General features: G+C 35.8%; 12 protein-coding genes and 1 rRNA gene. 12 read left to right on the top strand and 1 reads right to left on the bottom strand.

Annotation, left to right across the window (positions count from 1 at the left end; translation table 11 throughout):
* Positions 1-222 precede the first annotated feature (222 nt).
* From GKP30_RS09255 to GKP30_RS09235, 5 genes are all read left to right on the top strand, one after another.
* Positions 223-2,949, top strand: a complete 2,727-nt coding sequence (locus GKP30_RS09255; RefSeq protein ID WP_216829151.1) for a response regulator — start codon at positions 223-225, stop codon at positions 2,947-2,949.
* Between the two features lie 8 nt (positions 2,950-2,957).
* Positions 2,958-3,818, top strand: coding sequence for a CheR family methyltransferase (locus GKP30_RS09250; protein ID WP_407928603.1), 861 nt, complete (start codon positions 2,958-2,960; stop codon positions 3,816-3,818).
* 73 nt (positions 3,819-3,891) lie between these two features.
* Positions 3,892-5,475 (top strand): response regulator, encoded by a 1,584-nt coding sequence (locus tag GKP30_RS09245; RefSeq protein ID WP_216829150.1) that lies wholly within the window; start codon positions 3,892-3,894, stop codon positions 5,473-5,475.
* A 348-nt stretch (positions 5,476-5,823) separates the two neighbouring features.
* Entirely contained in the window at positions 5,824-6,777 is a 954-nt protein-coding gene (locus tag GKP30_RS09240) for a sugar kinase (RefSeq protein WP_216829149.1), read from the top strand.
* A 16-nt stretch (positions 6,778-6,793) separates the two neighbouring features.
* On the top strand, positions 6,794-7,444 hold the full coding sequence (locus tag GKP30_RS09235) for a bifunctional 4-hydroxy-2-oxoglutarate aldolase/2-dehydro-3-deoxy-phosphogluconate aldolase (protein ID WP_216829148.1): 651 nt from the start codon (positions 6,794-6,796) through the stop codon (positions 7,442-7,444).
* Positions 7,445-7,613: 169 nt separating this feature from the next.
* Here the strand turns inward: GKP30_RS09235 and GKP30_RS09230 are convergent, their stop codons facing one another.
* Entirely contained in the window at positions 7,614-9,140 is a 1,527-nt protein-coding gene (locus GKP30_RS09230; RefSeq protein ID WP_216829147.1) for a gluconokinase, read from the bottom strand.
* Between the two features lie 459 nt (positions 9,141-9,599).
* On the opposite strand from GKP30_RS09230, the gene GKP30_RS09225 reads away from it, so the two are divergent.
* The 7 genes from GKP30_RS09225 to GKP30_RS09195 form a co-directional block, all read left to right on the top strand.
* Positions 9,600-10,661, top strand: a complete 1,062-nt coding sequence (locus GKP30_RS09225; RefSeq protein ID WP_328703135.1) for a TRAP transporter substrate-binding protein — start codon at positions 9,600-9,602, stop codon at positions 10,659-10,661.
* A 271-nt stretch (positions 10,662-10,932) separates the two neighbouring features.
* Positions 10,933-11,499, top strand: coding sequence for a TRAP transporter small permease (locus tag GKP30_RS09220; RefSeq protein WP_216829146.1), 567 nt, complete (start codon positions 10,933-10,935; stop codon positions 11,497-11,499).
* Between the two features lie 12 nt (positions 11,500-11,511).
* The gene (locus GKP30_RS09215; RefSeq protein WP_216829145.1) at positions 11,512-12,786 is read left to right on the top strand and encodes a TRAP transporter large permease; all 1,275 of its coding nucleotides are present in this window, start codon (positions 11,512-11,514) and stop codon (positions 12,784-12,786) included.
* A 24-nt stretch (positions 12,787-12,810) separates the two neighbouring features.
* The gene (locus GKP30_RS09210; protein WP_216829144.1) at positions 12,811-13,077 is read left to right on the top strand and encodes an HPr family phosphocarrier protein; all 267 of its coding nucleotides are present in this window, start codon (positions 12,811-12,813) and stop codon (positions 13,075-13,077) included.
* Positions 13,078-13,221: 144 nt separating this feature from the next.
* Positions 13,222-14,118, top strand: coding sequence for an AEC family transporter (locus GKP30_RS09205; RefSeq protein ID WP_216829143.1), 897 nt, complete (start codon positions 13,222-13,224; stop codon positions 14,116-14,118).
* Between the two features lie 65 nt (positions 14,119-14,183).
* Positions 14,184-14,465, top strand: coding sequence for a hypothetical protein (locus GKP30_RS09200; RefSeq protein WP_216829142.1), 282 nt, complete (start codon positions 14,184-14,186; stop codon positions 14,463-14,465).
* A 425-nt stretch (positions 14,466-14,890) separates the two neighbouring features.
* Positions 14,891-14,949 (top strand): 16S ribosomal RNA (locus tag GKP30_RS09195); the annotation flags it as partial.

The following is a 14,949-nucleotide window of genomic DNA, read 5'->3' as shown; positions in this document are numbered from 1 at the left end:
AGCTTTTGGATATAAAGTTTACGAAAACAGTCTTTAATTTCTAACTAGATTAAAGCTGGGTGGCTATCAAAAGCGATTACTATAAACAAAAAAATAATAAGATTGTGAATAAATGTTAGAATTGTTTGTAATTTTTGTAGAATCAGAAGAGCCAATATAGTAATATTCATAATATAGTGGTAATTTCGACGTATTTTATCAAATATGAAAGGTTCTGAAAAGATGAAACTAAAAACAAAGCTATATTTTGGGTTTGGAGCCATCCTGTTCATTATCGTTATTTTAAGTGTCAATGTATACTATACGATGAATCAACAGAAGGAAAATATGAATGCAATCGTTCATGAAAATTATGAGAGAGTAAAGCTAATTGAATTACTTCGCAATGAAATCAATACGACAGCAAGAGAAATTAGAGAACTTCTTTTAATGAGTGATAATATTGTTATTGATGAACATATTAGTATCATTAAAAAGTCTCAGGTTGATACAGTAGAGTTATTTTCACAGTTAGATACAATGCCTTATTCTGAAGTTGAAAGTAAACAGATTGTTTCCATGTTAAAGGATTTAAGTAATGCATACTTTGGAGTAGTTAGTAGAGCTATCGAACATACTCTAGAAGGAAATAATGAGCAAGGAATTAGAGAATTAATTGATGACAATCGGGATATGAGAAATCAGATTGTTACTGGATTTGACCGTTTAAATGAAATTGAAGAAGGTGCGATGAATGCCGCATTAGCAAATATAGAAGCAGATTTTCAGTACACAGTACTCTTTCTTATTTCATTGTTTGTTTTTGCAGCATTAATCGTAATTGGTATAACCATTTCTGTTGTTAGAAGTATTACGAAAAGCATTTATCAGGTTCGCGATGTAATAACGAGTGTACCAGGCCATGTTAATGAAGATTTACCTCGTATAGAAGAGATATCTAAGGATGAAATTGGTGATATTGCCAAAGCATATAACGAAATGGCTCATGCTTTAGAAGATTATTCTAGGCAAGAAAAAGATTTAAAGAGGTATTTGGAAGAAGAGAATTGGATCAAAACAAAATTTGCAGAGATTATGACGAAGTTTCAAGGATTACAAAATATTCAGCATTTTGGAGAACTGTTTATTTCCAAGGTTGCGTCATCTGTTGAAGCGACATACGGGGCAGTTTATATAAAAGAAGAAAATGAGCTTAAACAAATCGCGGGCTATGCTACAAGTAAAAATGGGAAAGTCGGAGAAATTTATTTTAAAATTGGACAAGGTTTAGTTGGACAATGTGCTCAAGACAAAGAAACTCTAGTTCTCGATGAAATACCAAAAGACTATATTACTATTAAATCAGGGTTAGGAGGATCTTCACCAACGTCTTTAGTCATTTTACCAATTAAGATTGAAGGTGAAGTATTAGGGGTTATTGAACTAGCAAAATTTGAAAAGTTCTCTTCATTACAATTGAAGCTTCTAGACCAGTTGAGTAGTTCATCTGGCGCAATAATTAACCGAATTGTTAATCATATGCAGATCGAAAAACTCTTAACTGAATCGCAAACGCTAACTGAAGAACTACAAACCCAATCTGAAGAATTGCAGCAGCAACAAGAAGAACTAAGGCTTACTAATGAGCAGTTACATGAGCAATATAAAAATTCAGATGAAAAAACGAAAGAGTTAGAAAAAATTAAACAAGACCTAGAAGAGAAAAATAGAGGGATTGAATTAAGTTCAAAATACAAGTCAGAGTTTCTCGCTAATATGTCTCATGAACTTCGTACCCCTCTCAATAGTATGTTGATCTTATCACAAATACTGTCTGAAAATGGTGAAGGAAACCTAACTGAAAAACAGATCGAATACGCACTAACAATCTATTCTTCTGGTAGTGATTTACTCGATTTAATCAATGATATCCTTGACTTATCAAAAATTGAATCTGGGAAAATAGATATCTATCCAGAGCAGATACTATTGAGTGATGTTAAAGGATTTGTAGAAAGACAATTTAATCCAGTAGCTCGTCAAAAAGGATTGAATTTCAAAATAGCTATTTCTGAAGATGCACCGAAGATTATCTTTACTGATGATCAACGTTTAAAACAAATCTTAAAGAATTTATTGTCGAATGCATTTAAATTCACACAACAAGGATCAGTCGAACTCCGTTTAAGCAAGGGTAAAGGAGATGTTAGGTCCAAAATTGTCTTTTCAGTGGTAGACACTGGAATTGGTATTCCAAGAAGTAAACAACATGATATTTTTGAAGCCTTTTTCCAAGGTGATGGTACGACAAGCAGAAAGTTTGGGGGGACAGGCCTAGGGCTATCAATTACACGTGAACTTTCACAATTATTAGGTGGTTATGTAACGATTGAAAGTGTTGAAGGAAAGGGAAGTATTTTTAGTCTCCATATTCCTGATTATTACGAACTATCAGGCATCCAACAAAACGTCATGGAAGAGGTAGCTGCAACACAGGAAAACAACAATGTACGTATTGTTGAAGCAACTCAGTATACAGAATTAGAAAAAATTTCCCCTTCAAGTGTAGAGGATGATGAAGGTAACAAAGAGCCATTTGAAGATAGGGTCGTCCTTATCGTTGATGATGACATGCGGAACGTATTTGCGTTAACAACAGCACTTGAAATGCAAAATATGAAAGTATTGTTTGCTGAAAATGGTAGAGAAGCACTTGAAATTCTAAACAGTGATACATCAATTGATATTGTACTTATGGATATTATGATGCCAGAAATGGATGGTTATGAAGCGATGAAACGAATTCGTGAGGACGAGAAATTCCCAGACCTTCCGATTATTGCGTTAACGGCAAAAGCGATGAAGAGTGACAAAGAAAAATGTATATTGGCTGGTGCCTCGGATTATATAAGTAAGCCAGTTAATATGGACCAGCTATTATCACTCATTAAAGTTTGGATATATAAGTGAGGAAAGAGATGACAATGATAATTTCTTCAGAAGACGCGGATTTAGATGTTGAAAGAATTGAGATTGAATTATTGCTCGAAGGTATTTATCGTCATTATGGATTTGATTTTAGAAATTATGCCTACTCTTCCGTAAAGAGAAGAGTTTGGCATAGGGTCCGAGCAGAACAACTAAACACCATTTCAGAACTGCAATCAAAAGTTTTGCATGATCCTCTCGTATTAAAAAGTTTTTTAAACGATTTATCTATTAATGTAACCGAGATGTTTCGTGACCCGAGTTTCTTTAAAGCTTTCCGTGAAAAAGTGATTCCTTCCTTACGGGATATACCATTCATCCGTATTTGGCATGCGGGATGCTCTTCTGGTGAAGAGGCGTATTCAATGGCGATCCTTTTACTTGAGGAAGGATTATATGAAAAAACAAAAATATATGCTACAGATATGAATGAAGATATTTTAGAAAAGGCGAGAGAAGCAAGAATTCCTTTAAGTTATATGCAACTTTATACGAAGAACTATCAGCAAGCTGGGGGACATAAGGAATTCTCTGAATACTATACGGCTCATCATGATTACGTTTTATTAAATCCGATACTTAAGAAAAACATTGTATTTGCCCACCATAACTTAGTCACAGATCATTCCTTTAATGAATTTCATGTGATCATTTGTCGTAACGTATTAATCTATTTTAATATAGCATTAAAAAATAGAGTTTATGACCTTTTTTATCATAGTTTAAGTGATGGTGGTTATTTAGGATTAGGGAATAAAGAGACTCTAACAAGTGGTGACACATCACATTTTTATCAAGAAATTGACAGGAATGAAAAAATTTATATAAAAGGGGCACCACAATCTTGCTAAGGATTTTTACCCTAAATTCTATTATCAATTGCCAAAAAACATAAAACTATAAAGGAAACTGAGGGATAAAGATATGGTGAATGGGGAGAAAGTAGATATATTATTAGTAGACGACAGACCAGAGAACCTTATTGCATTAGAAGCTGTTCTTGCTTCTCCAGAATATAACTTAATTAAAGCGGACTGTGGGGAGGAAGCGTTAAAGTATGTCCTTCAGTATGACTTTGCAGTAATCTTATTGGATGTTCAAATGCCAGGGTTGAATGGGTTTGAAACAGCTGAATTAATTAAACAAAGAAAAACTTCCATGCATATACCAATCATTTTTATTACAGCCTTAAGTAAAGCAACTGAACATGTTTCAAAAGGATACTCAGCTGGTGCGGTTGATTATATATTTAAACCATTTAACCCAAGTCTTTTAAGAAATAAGGTAGCAGCATTTGTTGATATATATAAAGATAGAAGAGAGATTGAAAAGCAACGAAATATATTAGAGAAACAAACGAATGATTTAAAAGAAAAGTATATGAACCTAGAACTAATTATCGCCGACAAAACAAAAGAGTTGGTGTTAGCGAATGAAGAATTGCAAGTTTCACAAGAAAGTTTCCGAAAAATTTTTCATTGTAGCCCAAATTTAATGTCAATTAGGTCTTATCGAGACAAAAAGTATCTTAAAGTAAATAAAATTTGGTCACAAATTACAGGCTATGAATTAAATGAATTAGAAAGTGTACAAAATAATTTATTACATATTAAACCGAACACGACAGGAGAGTTTGCAGACGATAATCAACTTTTGGACATAATAGATGGACTCTATAATGAACAAGTTACGTATGTTACAAAAGATGGTGAAACCAGAGATGGTCTACTTTCGACTGAACAAGTATATATCAATGGTGAACCCTGTATTATTAGTGTGATAACTGATATTACAGAATCGATGAAAATGCAGAAAGAAATAACTCGTTTGGATCGTTTAAACTTAGTAGGGGAAATGGCTGCGGGGATCGCTCATGAAATCCGTAATCCCATGACTACTGTGCTTGGGTTTTTACAACTGTCAAAAAAACAACAGGAATATCCTACACCAATAGAATATATTGACTTAATGATTGGTGAGCTAGAACGTGCAAACGGAATTATTACGGAATTTTTAGCACTTGCAAAAGATAAAGCAACTGACCCACGTCTAGAGAATTTAAATGATATCATTCTTGCATTGCACCCATTACTTCAAGCAGAAGGTATGCTTGGGAATAAAAACGTTAATTTAGAATTAGAGGATTGTCCTTTCCTTTTCATAGATGAGAAGGAAATAAGACAACTGATTTTGAATATTGCGTTAAATGGTCTTGAAGCGATGTCATTAGGTGGGAAGTTAACCATCCAAACTTATGTGGAAAACGATAAAGCTATTTTAAAAATTAGTGATGAAGGCCCAGGAATTGAGCCAGAGGTAATGGAAAATATCGGTACACCATTCTTTACAACAAAAGATAAAGGAACAGGTTTGGGGTTAGCTATCTGTTATAGTATTGCTGCGAGAAATCGAGCAAATATTGAAATTGATACTAGTACTAGTGGAACAACTTTTATCGTAACTTTTCAACAAAGCTTGAGAATTTGTCATACTAATGATATGGCGTAAGTTTATAGTTTTAAATACAAACATAATCCTCAAGAGGGTTATGTTTTTTTTGGTGTGTATGAAGAAAAACTCATAGGAAAAGTGAAGAATGATAAAAATAAGGAGTGTTGCACCTCATAGTGAAAATGACCTTAAGCTTTAGTTAAAGGAAATTATTGATATAACCCTTGGTTTTAGGCTCATTGTGTGAAAAGTTATTTTCACAGGCTTTTCAGGACAGGTTTGAAAAATGGAATGAAATGAACGAGAAAATGTATTTTCTCATCAATTTTCAGGCTATTTTCAGTTGAGCCCAAAATCATCAACGCTCTTTAATGGAGCTAATAAAAATAGATTGGAGTTTATTATATGGATGTAGTAACAATTGGCGAAACAATGGCTCTTTTCACTCCTGAATCTTCAGGGTTGATGCGATATGCTCATACTTATACAAGGAAGTTTGGTGGTTCGGAATCGAATGTTGCAATCGGACTAGTTAGATTAGGTCATCATTCTGGATGGATTAGCCGTGTCGGAGATGATGAATTGGGTACTGCAATGATTTCTTTCATTCGGGGGGAAGGAGTTGATGTAAGTGAGGTCCAAGTTGAGAGAGGGGGACAGACAGGAATTTACTTTAAGGAATTACGACGAGAAGGTGATGTAAGAGTACTTTATTATCGAAAACATTCCGCTGCTAGCAGAATGTCCAAAGATGACCTGAACGAAGCATATATTGCTCAGGCTAAATATCTTCATATTTCAGGAATAACTCCAGCACTAAGTGATAGCTGTTATGAAATGCTAAAGGAGGCTGTCAAAGTTGCAAAAAAGCATGGGGTAACAATCGTTTTTGATCCGAATTTAAGAAAGACGCTGTGGACAGAAGAGAAGGCTAAAAATGTTCTTGTTGAATTCGTAAGAGAAAGTGATATCGTTCTTCCTGGTATCGGTGAAGGGAAGTTTTTATATGGAGTAGGAGACCCTCAACTTTTAGGAGAGCGCTTTTTAAAAGAAGGACCATCCACTTGTGTTTTAAAAGTGGGTGCAGAAGGTGCCTATTACTTTACAAAAGACAAGACCGAATTTGTACCAAGCTTTAATGTAGAGAAAGTTGTCGACCCTGTTGGTTCTGGGGATGGTTTTTGTAGTGGTTTTTTATCAGGCCTTCTAGATGGACTAAACTTATATGATGCCGTGAGACGTGGGAATGGGGTAGGCGCAATGGTAGCCATGGTAAATGGTGATGTAGAGGGGCTTCCTGATAAACGGGATTTAGAGAATTTCATTCATCAAACGCAAACAGATGATGTTAATAGATAATGGAGGTTGAGGCTAAATGGGATATTTAGACACGATCAAAGAAAATGGTGTTGTAGCAATTATTCGAGGAGCTGCCCCAGAAAATATATTTGAAATTGCTAAAGCGCTTAGTGAAGGTGGTGTTAAAACATTAGAGATTACAGTAGAAACTCCGAAAGTCATGTCATTAATTGAGTCTGTACGTTCAAAATTTCCAAATCTTATTGTTGGAGCTGGGACAGTTTTGGATCCAGAAACGGCTAGAGCAGCAATTTTGGCTGGATCTCAATTTATTTTCTCTCCAACTGTTAATGAGGAAACGATTCGCTTAACAAAGAGGTACGGTGTAATAAGTATTCCTGGAGCATTAACACCAACAGAAATTTTGACAGCCTACGAACATGGTGCAGATGTTATTAAGGTATTTCCAGCTAATATTTACGGACCTAGCTATTTAAAAGATGTTCACGGGCCACTCCCGCATATTCCGCTAATGCCTACAGGTGGAATTGACTTACATAATGTCACTGACTATATACAAACAGGCGCAGTCGCTGTTGGTCTAGGAAGCGCACTAGTTAACACGAAAAAGACTATGACAAAAGAGTATTTTGATGAACTGACAAAAAAAGCTGCATCATTTGTAGAAGCAGTAAATCAAGCACGACAAGGTTTATATATAGAGTAAAGAATGACTAAAACCACTAGGGTCTCCTAGTGGTTTTAGTCTAGTATGGTATTAGGAGGAGGGTGAACATTTTGGAATCCATAAACCTCCTGGCGAAGTAGCTTTGCCTAACAATTTCACTGTTGTTGAAAATTGTATTAAGCTTTCGTTGCTAGATTTATAAAAAGTCCTAATGGCGTCTTTGAAAGTCACTTAAGTTTTTAAAATGAGGTTGAAGCGAAATATAAAGATTTTTAAATGTATGGTAAAGGGTTTGATAAATTGTATGATTTACCTCATTAGGAAAATAGGTTTTTTCCATGGGAATATAGTCTTTAATATCTGAAAGTGAATTGGCTTCTCCGATGCCAACTAACCCCATCCAAGCCGCTCCCCAAGCAGAGCTTTGATGGCTTACAGGAACTTGAATTTCTTGTCCAAAGACATCAGCTAGGATTTGTAACCAAAGTGGAGAGCGCGCAAAGCCTCCGCTAGCAAAAACATTCTTAGAAGGGCCTGCAAGTCTTTCAAGAGCTTCGTTAACTGTTAGTAAGCTAAATATTACGCCTTCCATTCCAGCTCGGATTAAATGTTCTTTTTTATGAGCTAAGGTTAGACCAATGAAGCTCCCTCTAGCATTTGCATCCCAATAAGGAGCGCGTTCGCCATTCAAGTATGGCATAAATAGTAATCCGTTGGCTCCAGCATCAACGGTTTGAGCCAACTCGTTAAGCTGCTCGTATACACTTTGACCACCTTTTTCTGCAAGGTAGATTTGGTGTTCCCCGACGACTTCCTTTAACCACTGTAGTACAATCCCACCATTATTCGTTGGACCTCCCATAATCCATGAATTTTTAGTAAGGCCATAGCAAAAAATTTCTTGTAGCTCGTCTGTTTGTGGTTTGTCCGCCATTTGGCGGATGGCTCCGCTTGTGCCAACTGTAATCGCAACATCACCAGGAGAGATTGCGCCGATACCAAGGTTAGCGAGGGGACCGTCACTAGCACCAATTACAAATTTAGTCGTAGAACTTAAACCTATCTCATCTGCAATTTCATTTAATAACCCTTCACAAACATAGGTAGGTGGAACGGGTTCGGATAGTTGTTCTCTCTGAATGCCTGTAATTGCTAAGGCTTCTTCATCCCAATCAAAGGTATGTACGTTAAAAATTCCTGTAGCAGATGCAACAGAGTAGTCCACAACATATTGATTAAACCATTTTTTTAGTAAGTATTCTTTGATAGAAATAAACTTATTGGCTTTGAGATAAGGTGGATAATTTGTATCTTTCATCCAAACCAATTTTGTGAATGGTGACATCGGATGTATAGGGGTTCCGGTTTTTAAATAAATCCCCAGTCCAGTCGTTGTTTTAATAGCTTCGGCTTGGTGAACACTTCTTCCGTCAGCCCAAGTAATTGACGGCGATAAGGCATTCCCTTGCTCATCCATACAAATTAGTGAATGCATAGCAGAGGAAATGCCAACAACAAGAATTTTGTCATTAAATGATAGACCTTTCTTTATTATATTTTTTAGCGCTTTTTTAGCGGCTTTTTCGATTTCATCTGGGTTTTGCTCAACCCAGGAAGGTTGAGGGTGATAGACATGATAAGTTTGCTCACTTTCTATTACTACTTTTCCTTCTTTTGTAAATAGGACAGCTTTTGCACTCGTTGTTCCTATATCTAAACCAATGACATAATCCACGATACGTTCTCCCTTTCGGTTAAAAGCTTTATATCTATAAGCTCTATTAGGTCAGTGTTGAATTAATTTTTATCTACCTAACCTTATGACGACTTTTTCTTAATATTGACGATTTCGTTTATTGTATCCATTAGGATTGAAAAAGCTAAATTTCTATATTTTCTTTCGAAGGAATGCATAATATTTCTTGCCTTATTCAAAATAATAAAAGTAATTTAAGAACTATTTACTAAGCCTGATAGGATTTAGTAATGGAGCAAACAACAGCACTATTCTTTTTACTTTGGATGAAATGTAATATTCATCATAAAGAAAGCTGTTTTCGCAAACTTTGTTGCTATTGGACCATTTTTTTTGCTAAAGCGCGAAGAACCAAGCTTTCGCTTGGTTAACGTCCAATCGCTATAGCAGCAATCTTTTAGGAAAAGGGCTTAAAGAAAATAACAGGAGGTATTACGGGTGAATTACTTCAAAACCATTTTTACAACCATTTTTATTTTCAGCTTGTTTTTTGTAGCCGCTGCTTGTGGTACAGCGCCAGCTGAACCTGATGCAGGGGAAGGTACTGCGGGAGAAGCGGCACCAGGGGTTCAAAGAACGATTCGTGCAGGTATCGGATTAAATGATCAACATCCTCAATACCTTGGTCTACTTAAATTTAAAGAGTTAGTTGAGGAAAGAACAGATGGATCGATAGTCGTTGAGACCTACCACAGTGGTCAGTTAGGGGACGACCGTTCGATGATGGAAGCACTTCAATTAGGGACACAAGAAGTGACTGTTCCTTCCACTGCTCCTATTGCGGGGTTTGTCCAAGAGTTTACTGTATTTGATTTTCCATTTTTATTTCCAAGTGAAGAAGTGGCCGATGAAGTTCTAGACGGTGATGTTGGTCAGATGATGTTAGATAAATTAGATGATCAAAATTTAGTTGGATTAGCTTATTGGGAAAATGGATTCCGTGATCTGACTAATGCTCGTCGTGCTGTTGCTTCAATGGAGGATATGAAAGGTTTATCAATTCGTACTATGGAAAATGAGCTACATCTTGAGGCTTTTCGTGCGTTAGGTGCAAATCCAACACCAATGGCCTTTACAGAATTGTTTACAGCATTACAGCAAGGTGCTGTAGATGGTCAAGAAAACCCAGTTGCAACTGTGTACTTACAAGGTTTCCAAGAGGTTCAAGACCATATTTCTAATACACATCATATTTATAGTCCGTTTGTTTTCTTAATGTCAAAGACATTCTTTGATTCATTGTCAGAGGAAGAGCAAGAAATTGTAAGAGAGGCAGCTAGAGAAGCTGGTCAACATCAACGTCAATTAAATCGTGAAGCTAATGCGCAGTATTTAGATGACTTACAAGAAGCTGGTATGACATACACGGAAATTGATGAGGAAGCACGCCAAGAAATGATTGATACTGTACAACCTGTACTAGATAAGTATGCTGAACGCATTGGTCAAGATATTGTTGACCAAGTATACGAAGCAATACAAGAAGCTCAAGAGGATTAGAACTAGCTATGATGGGACTTGAATGAAACTAAAGGACTTCAAGTCCCTTTTGAAAGTATTTTTCTCAAAATATGCAAATTAAGATGTTGTTTCTGTTATAGCAGGCTGAACTCATACTTAAGAGTAAAACCTTGGAAAATGAAGAAACATAAAAGTATATATCTTGAGCTTTTATCAGTTAGGTACATAGATACTTGTAGATTATCGATAAGGTATATAGTTTTGAGGTTCTTCTATTTAAAAAATTGATTTGTAAAAGTGAGGGGTGCAAGTGTTTGTTGTTAGGTGGCTAAATGAACATCTTGAGGAAGTTTTCCTTGTCATATTTTCTATGATTATGGTTGTGGTCATTGCAATGCAAGTTTTTATGAGATACATCATGGAGGCTTCCCTTGCTTGGTCCGAAGAATTAGCGCGGTATTGTTTTATTTGGCTTGTATATCTTGGAATTAGCTATGGTGTAAAAAAACAACGGCATATTAAAGTTGATGTCATGCTTCTTTTGCTGAGAGACAAGGGGAAAATCATACTAAATATCGTTGCAAACTTACTATTTTTAGGTTTTGCCTTATTTGTTGTCTATTATGGGTACGATGTTGCTTCGAGGTTATTAGCGTGGGGGCAACGATCTCCAGCACTTCAGTTACCAATGGGCCTCGTTTATATGGCGACACCAATTGGCATGGGGTTAACGATTATTCGGTTAATTCAGCAACTAATAAAACAATTTAAAACCCTGTTAGGCAAAGACGAATATGATGTCAAAACTGAACAAGAACGACTACTTGATATTCAAGATATTGAAGAAGATGTTGAAAGAGGAAAGAATAAATTATAAAGGGGTATTGATATGGCAGCAGGTGTATTATTTGGAAGCTTTGCCCTTTTCTTACTTTTGAGCGTACCTATTGGAATTGCTCTAGGTTTAGCTACGTTAGTAACCATTGTATATACAGGGTCATTACCAGTTGAGTTTCTAGCGCAAGGTCTAGTTACTTCGGTTGACTCTTTTCCCTTGATGGCGGTTCCTTTTTTCATTTTAGCTGGTGAAATTATGGGGAAAGGTGGAGTTTCGGATCGATTATTCCGTGTAGCAAATACAGTAGTCGGTAATAAAACTGGTGGTTTTGCAATAGCGACAATTATTACGTGTATGTTTTTCGCGGCAATTTCTGGTTCTGGACCCGCCACGGTAGCTGCGATTGGTGGAATTATGATTCCTGCAATGGTTCGCCAAGGATATGATAAACGTTTTTCGACAGCTGTAGTAGCTGCAGCTGGTTCCTTAGGAGTTATTATTCCACCAAGTATCCCAATGGTTATTTATGGAGTTGTTGGTGGTGTCTCTATAGGAAGTTTATTTATAGCAGGTATCATTCCAGGTCTCCTGGTAGGTTTTGCTTTAATGGCGTATGCTTACTTTTACTCAAAAAAGAAAGGTTATCGTGGAACAGAGGAAAAGTTTGCTTTCAAGACCTTTCTAAAGGCGAGTTGGGAAGCAAAATGGGCATTATTAGTTCCGATTATTATTCTAGGTGGTATTTATGGAGGAATATTTACTCCGACGGAAGCGGCAGTTATAGCGGTTGTTTACGGTCTGGTTGCAGGTATGATCCTTTATCGTGAATTAAAAATAAAAGATATGCCAAAAGTTTTTATTGATGCTGCGCTTACAACAGCAACCATTTTAATTATCGTCGGTACTGCCACCGCATTTGGAAGGTTGTTAACAGTTCAACAAATTCCAAACCAAGTAGCTCAAGCGATGTTAAATATCTCGGAAAACCCAATTGTGATCATTTTACTAATTACGATCTTGCTGCTTATCGTTGGATGTTTTATGGATACCCTAGCAGCTATTATCATTTTAACTCCTATTCTTCTACCAATTGCTGTAAATATAGGGTATAATCCAATTCATTTTGGTATTTTAATGATTGTTAATTTAGCGATTGGATTTATTACACCACCATTAGGAGTAAATCTCTTTGTTGGTTCTGGTATCTCAGGATTATCAATTGAGGCTATTTCAAGGGCGATCATTCCATTTTTCCTAGTTATGTTAGTAGCCCTATTAATTATTATTTTTATTCCACAGCTTTCCTTGATGCTATTAAATATATAGGTAATTAAATGGGGTGAATATTTCATGAGTGAAACCAGTTTAAAGGAAATTACAATTAATATAGGTGAGGATAAAACTATTATTGAATTAAGTAAAATCATTCAACCTTTTCAATCGGAAATATACTTACGTAAATTATTACGGGGTAATCCAATAGAAGTAAACTTAAAAAGTTTTTTAGGGTTAATAACCTTAAATCTGCAAAATGGAGATTCGATTACAGTAAAAGCAGTTGGAATGGATAGTGAAGAAGCTTTACAAGCAGTTGTTCATTATTTAACTCAAGATTAATAAAAGAAGAGAGGCGGTTGCGGGTATCCGTCTCTTTTTTAAACTAGGGTTGTTCGTTTGACAAATCTAGAATGATGGTAGGGGTAGTATCCTATATTATCACCAAGACATACGCATTGAAAAGTTTTTAAAGGAGGAAGGTAGGTGACTATATTTTTTGAAGTCGTTTTACCAGTTCTTCTAGTCTTTCTTATAGGGTTTCTTGTACAGAAGTGGAGGAAAATAAAAATTCCTGCTGTTTCTGAAGTAGCTATTTATATTATGACACCGTGTTTAGTTTTTCGGACATTTTACACTGCTGAACTAGATATGCAATATTTTTATATGGTTATCTTTTCGATTCTTCTCTTATTTGCACTAATACTTATTAACAAAGTGTACTCATACATAATGAAGTATCCACAATCTACTGAAGGCGGCCTCATTCTTTCTACTGCTTTTATGAATTCGGGCAACTACGGAGCACCTATCATATTATTTGCTTATGGTGAAGTGGGTTTTGATTATTCGGTGACTTTTTTAGTATTACAAGCAATTGTCATGAATTTTTTTGGTGTTTACTATGCAGCAAGAGGAAACGAAGGAATAAAAATTGCCATGAAAGCTGTTTTTTTAATGCCAGCAACGTATGCTGTAATCATCGCATTGATTGCTAAAAGTTTGAATGTTGCGGTTCCTAACAACATCATGGCGACTGTCGATATTATTGCTGAAGCAACTGTTCCTACTGTCATGATCATCCTAGGGATGCAATTGGCATTAATTGAAATAGGTAACTTTGAATGGGGAAAAATAACGTATGGAACAGTAGTACGGTTAATTATTTCGCCACTTATAGCGTTCGGCATAACGTTAATTCTACCGATTGATCCTTTGTTAACAAAAGTGCTTATCGTTTCAGCAGCTATGCCTTCAGCAGCAACCATTGTTATGTACGCAGTTCAGTTTGATTCAGAACCTAAACTCGTTTCGAGTATAACCTTGGTTACGACCTTAATTAGTATTATAACTATTACATTGCTGCTAGGTTTGTTACAGTAGTCTTGATAACCACACCTAGAAATTTAAGTTTAACTATTAATAATATATGTACTGGAGGTATTAAAGTGGATATTTATTTTTCACCTGAACTAAGTAAAGAAGATGCACAAGTGTTAAATATTGTTGACCGAGATGAAAAAGCAGTTGGATATTTAGCTTATATTATCGACGAAAAGAAAATCTATGTGTATGGACAGTTAGAAAATGAAGGAGTTTACGAAGATTTTAAAGATTTGGTTAAACCGTATCTTAAAGGTTTACAAAAAGTAAAGGAAGACGTAGAACTATATTCGTATCTTTCGGTCGGTGGGAAAAAAGTAGAACTTGAAGATGAAGAGAAAAAATAATAATAGAAGGAACTAACCCTGCGCACTTAGGGTTTTCTAGATTTTGGTGTAAAAAGGTATTGCGTTAACTAATTAATAATGATATATTATTCATTGTCGTTTCTGACCAACGCCGTTCTAGTTTAGAAAGAAGTACTAACTTTTCAGCAAACGAAAAAAGGTGTTGCAATCAATAAGAATTCGTGTTAAATTAATAGATGTCGCTTTGAAGGAGCGAGCAATTAATTAACAACATCAACAACCCACTAAAAATTGGTTGTTGACCAAATGTTGCTAACGTGATAAGATGTAATTCCTGTCGCTAACAACGACATAAAAAGTTCTTTGAAAACTGAACAAAAAGCCAAGCGAAATAAAGAGATACATGATATCTCGTCAATGTTTTAAAAACGTCACGTTTGTGACAGTGAGCTATATCAAACACTTTTATGGAGAGTTTGATCCTGGCTCAGGACGAACGCTGGCGGCGTGCCTAATACATGCA

The organism is Alkalihalobacterium elongatum, from assembly GCF_019024285.1.
In the GTDB taxonomy this organism is placed as follows: Bacteria; Bacillota; Bacilli; order Bacillales; family Bacillaceae_F; genus Alkalihalobacterium; species Alkalihalobacterium elongatum.
This window is presented reverse-complemented; position numbering and strand designations above follow the sequence as displayed.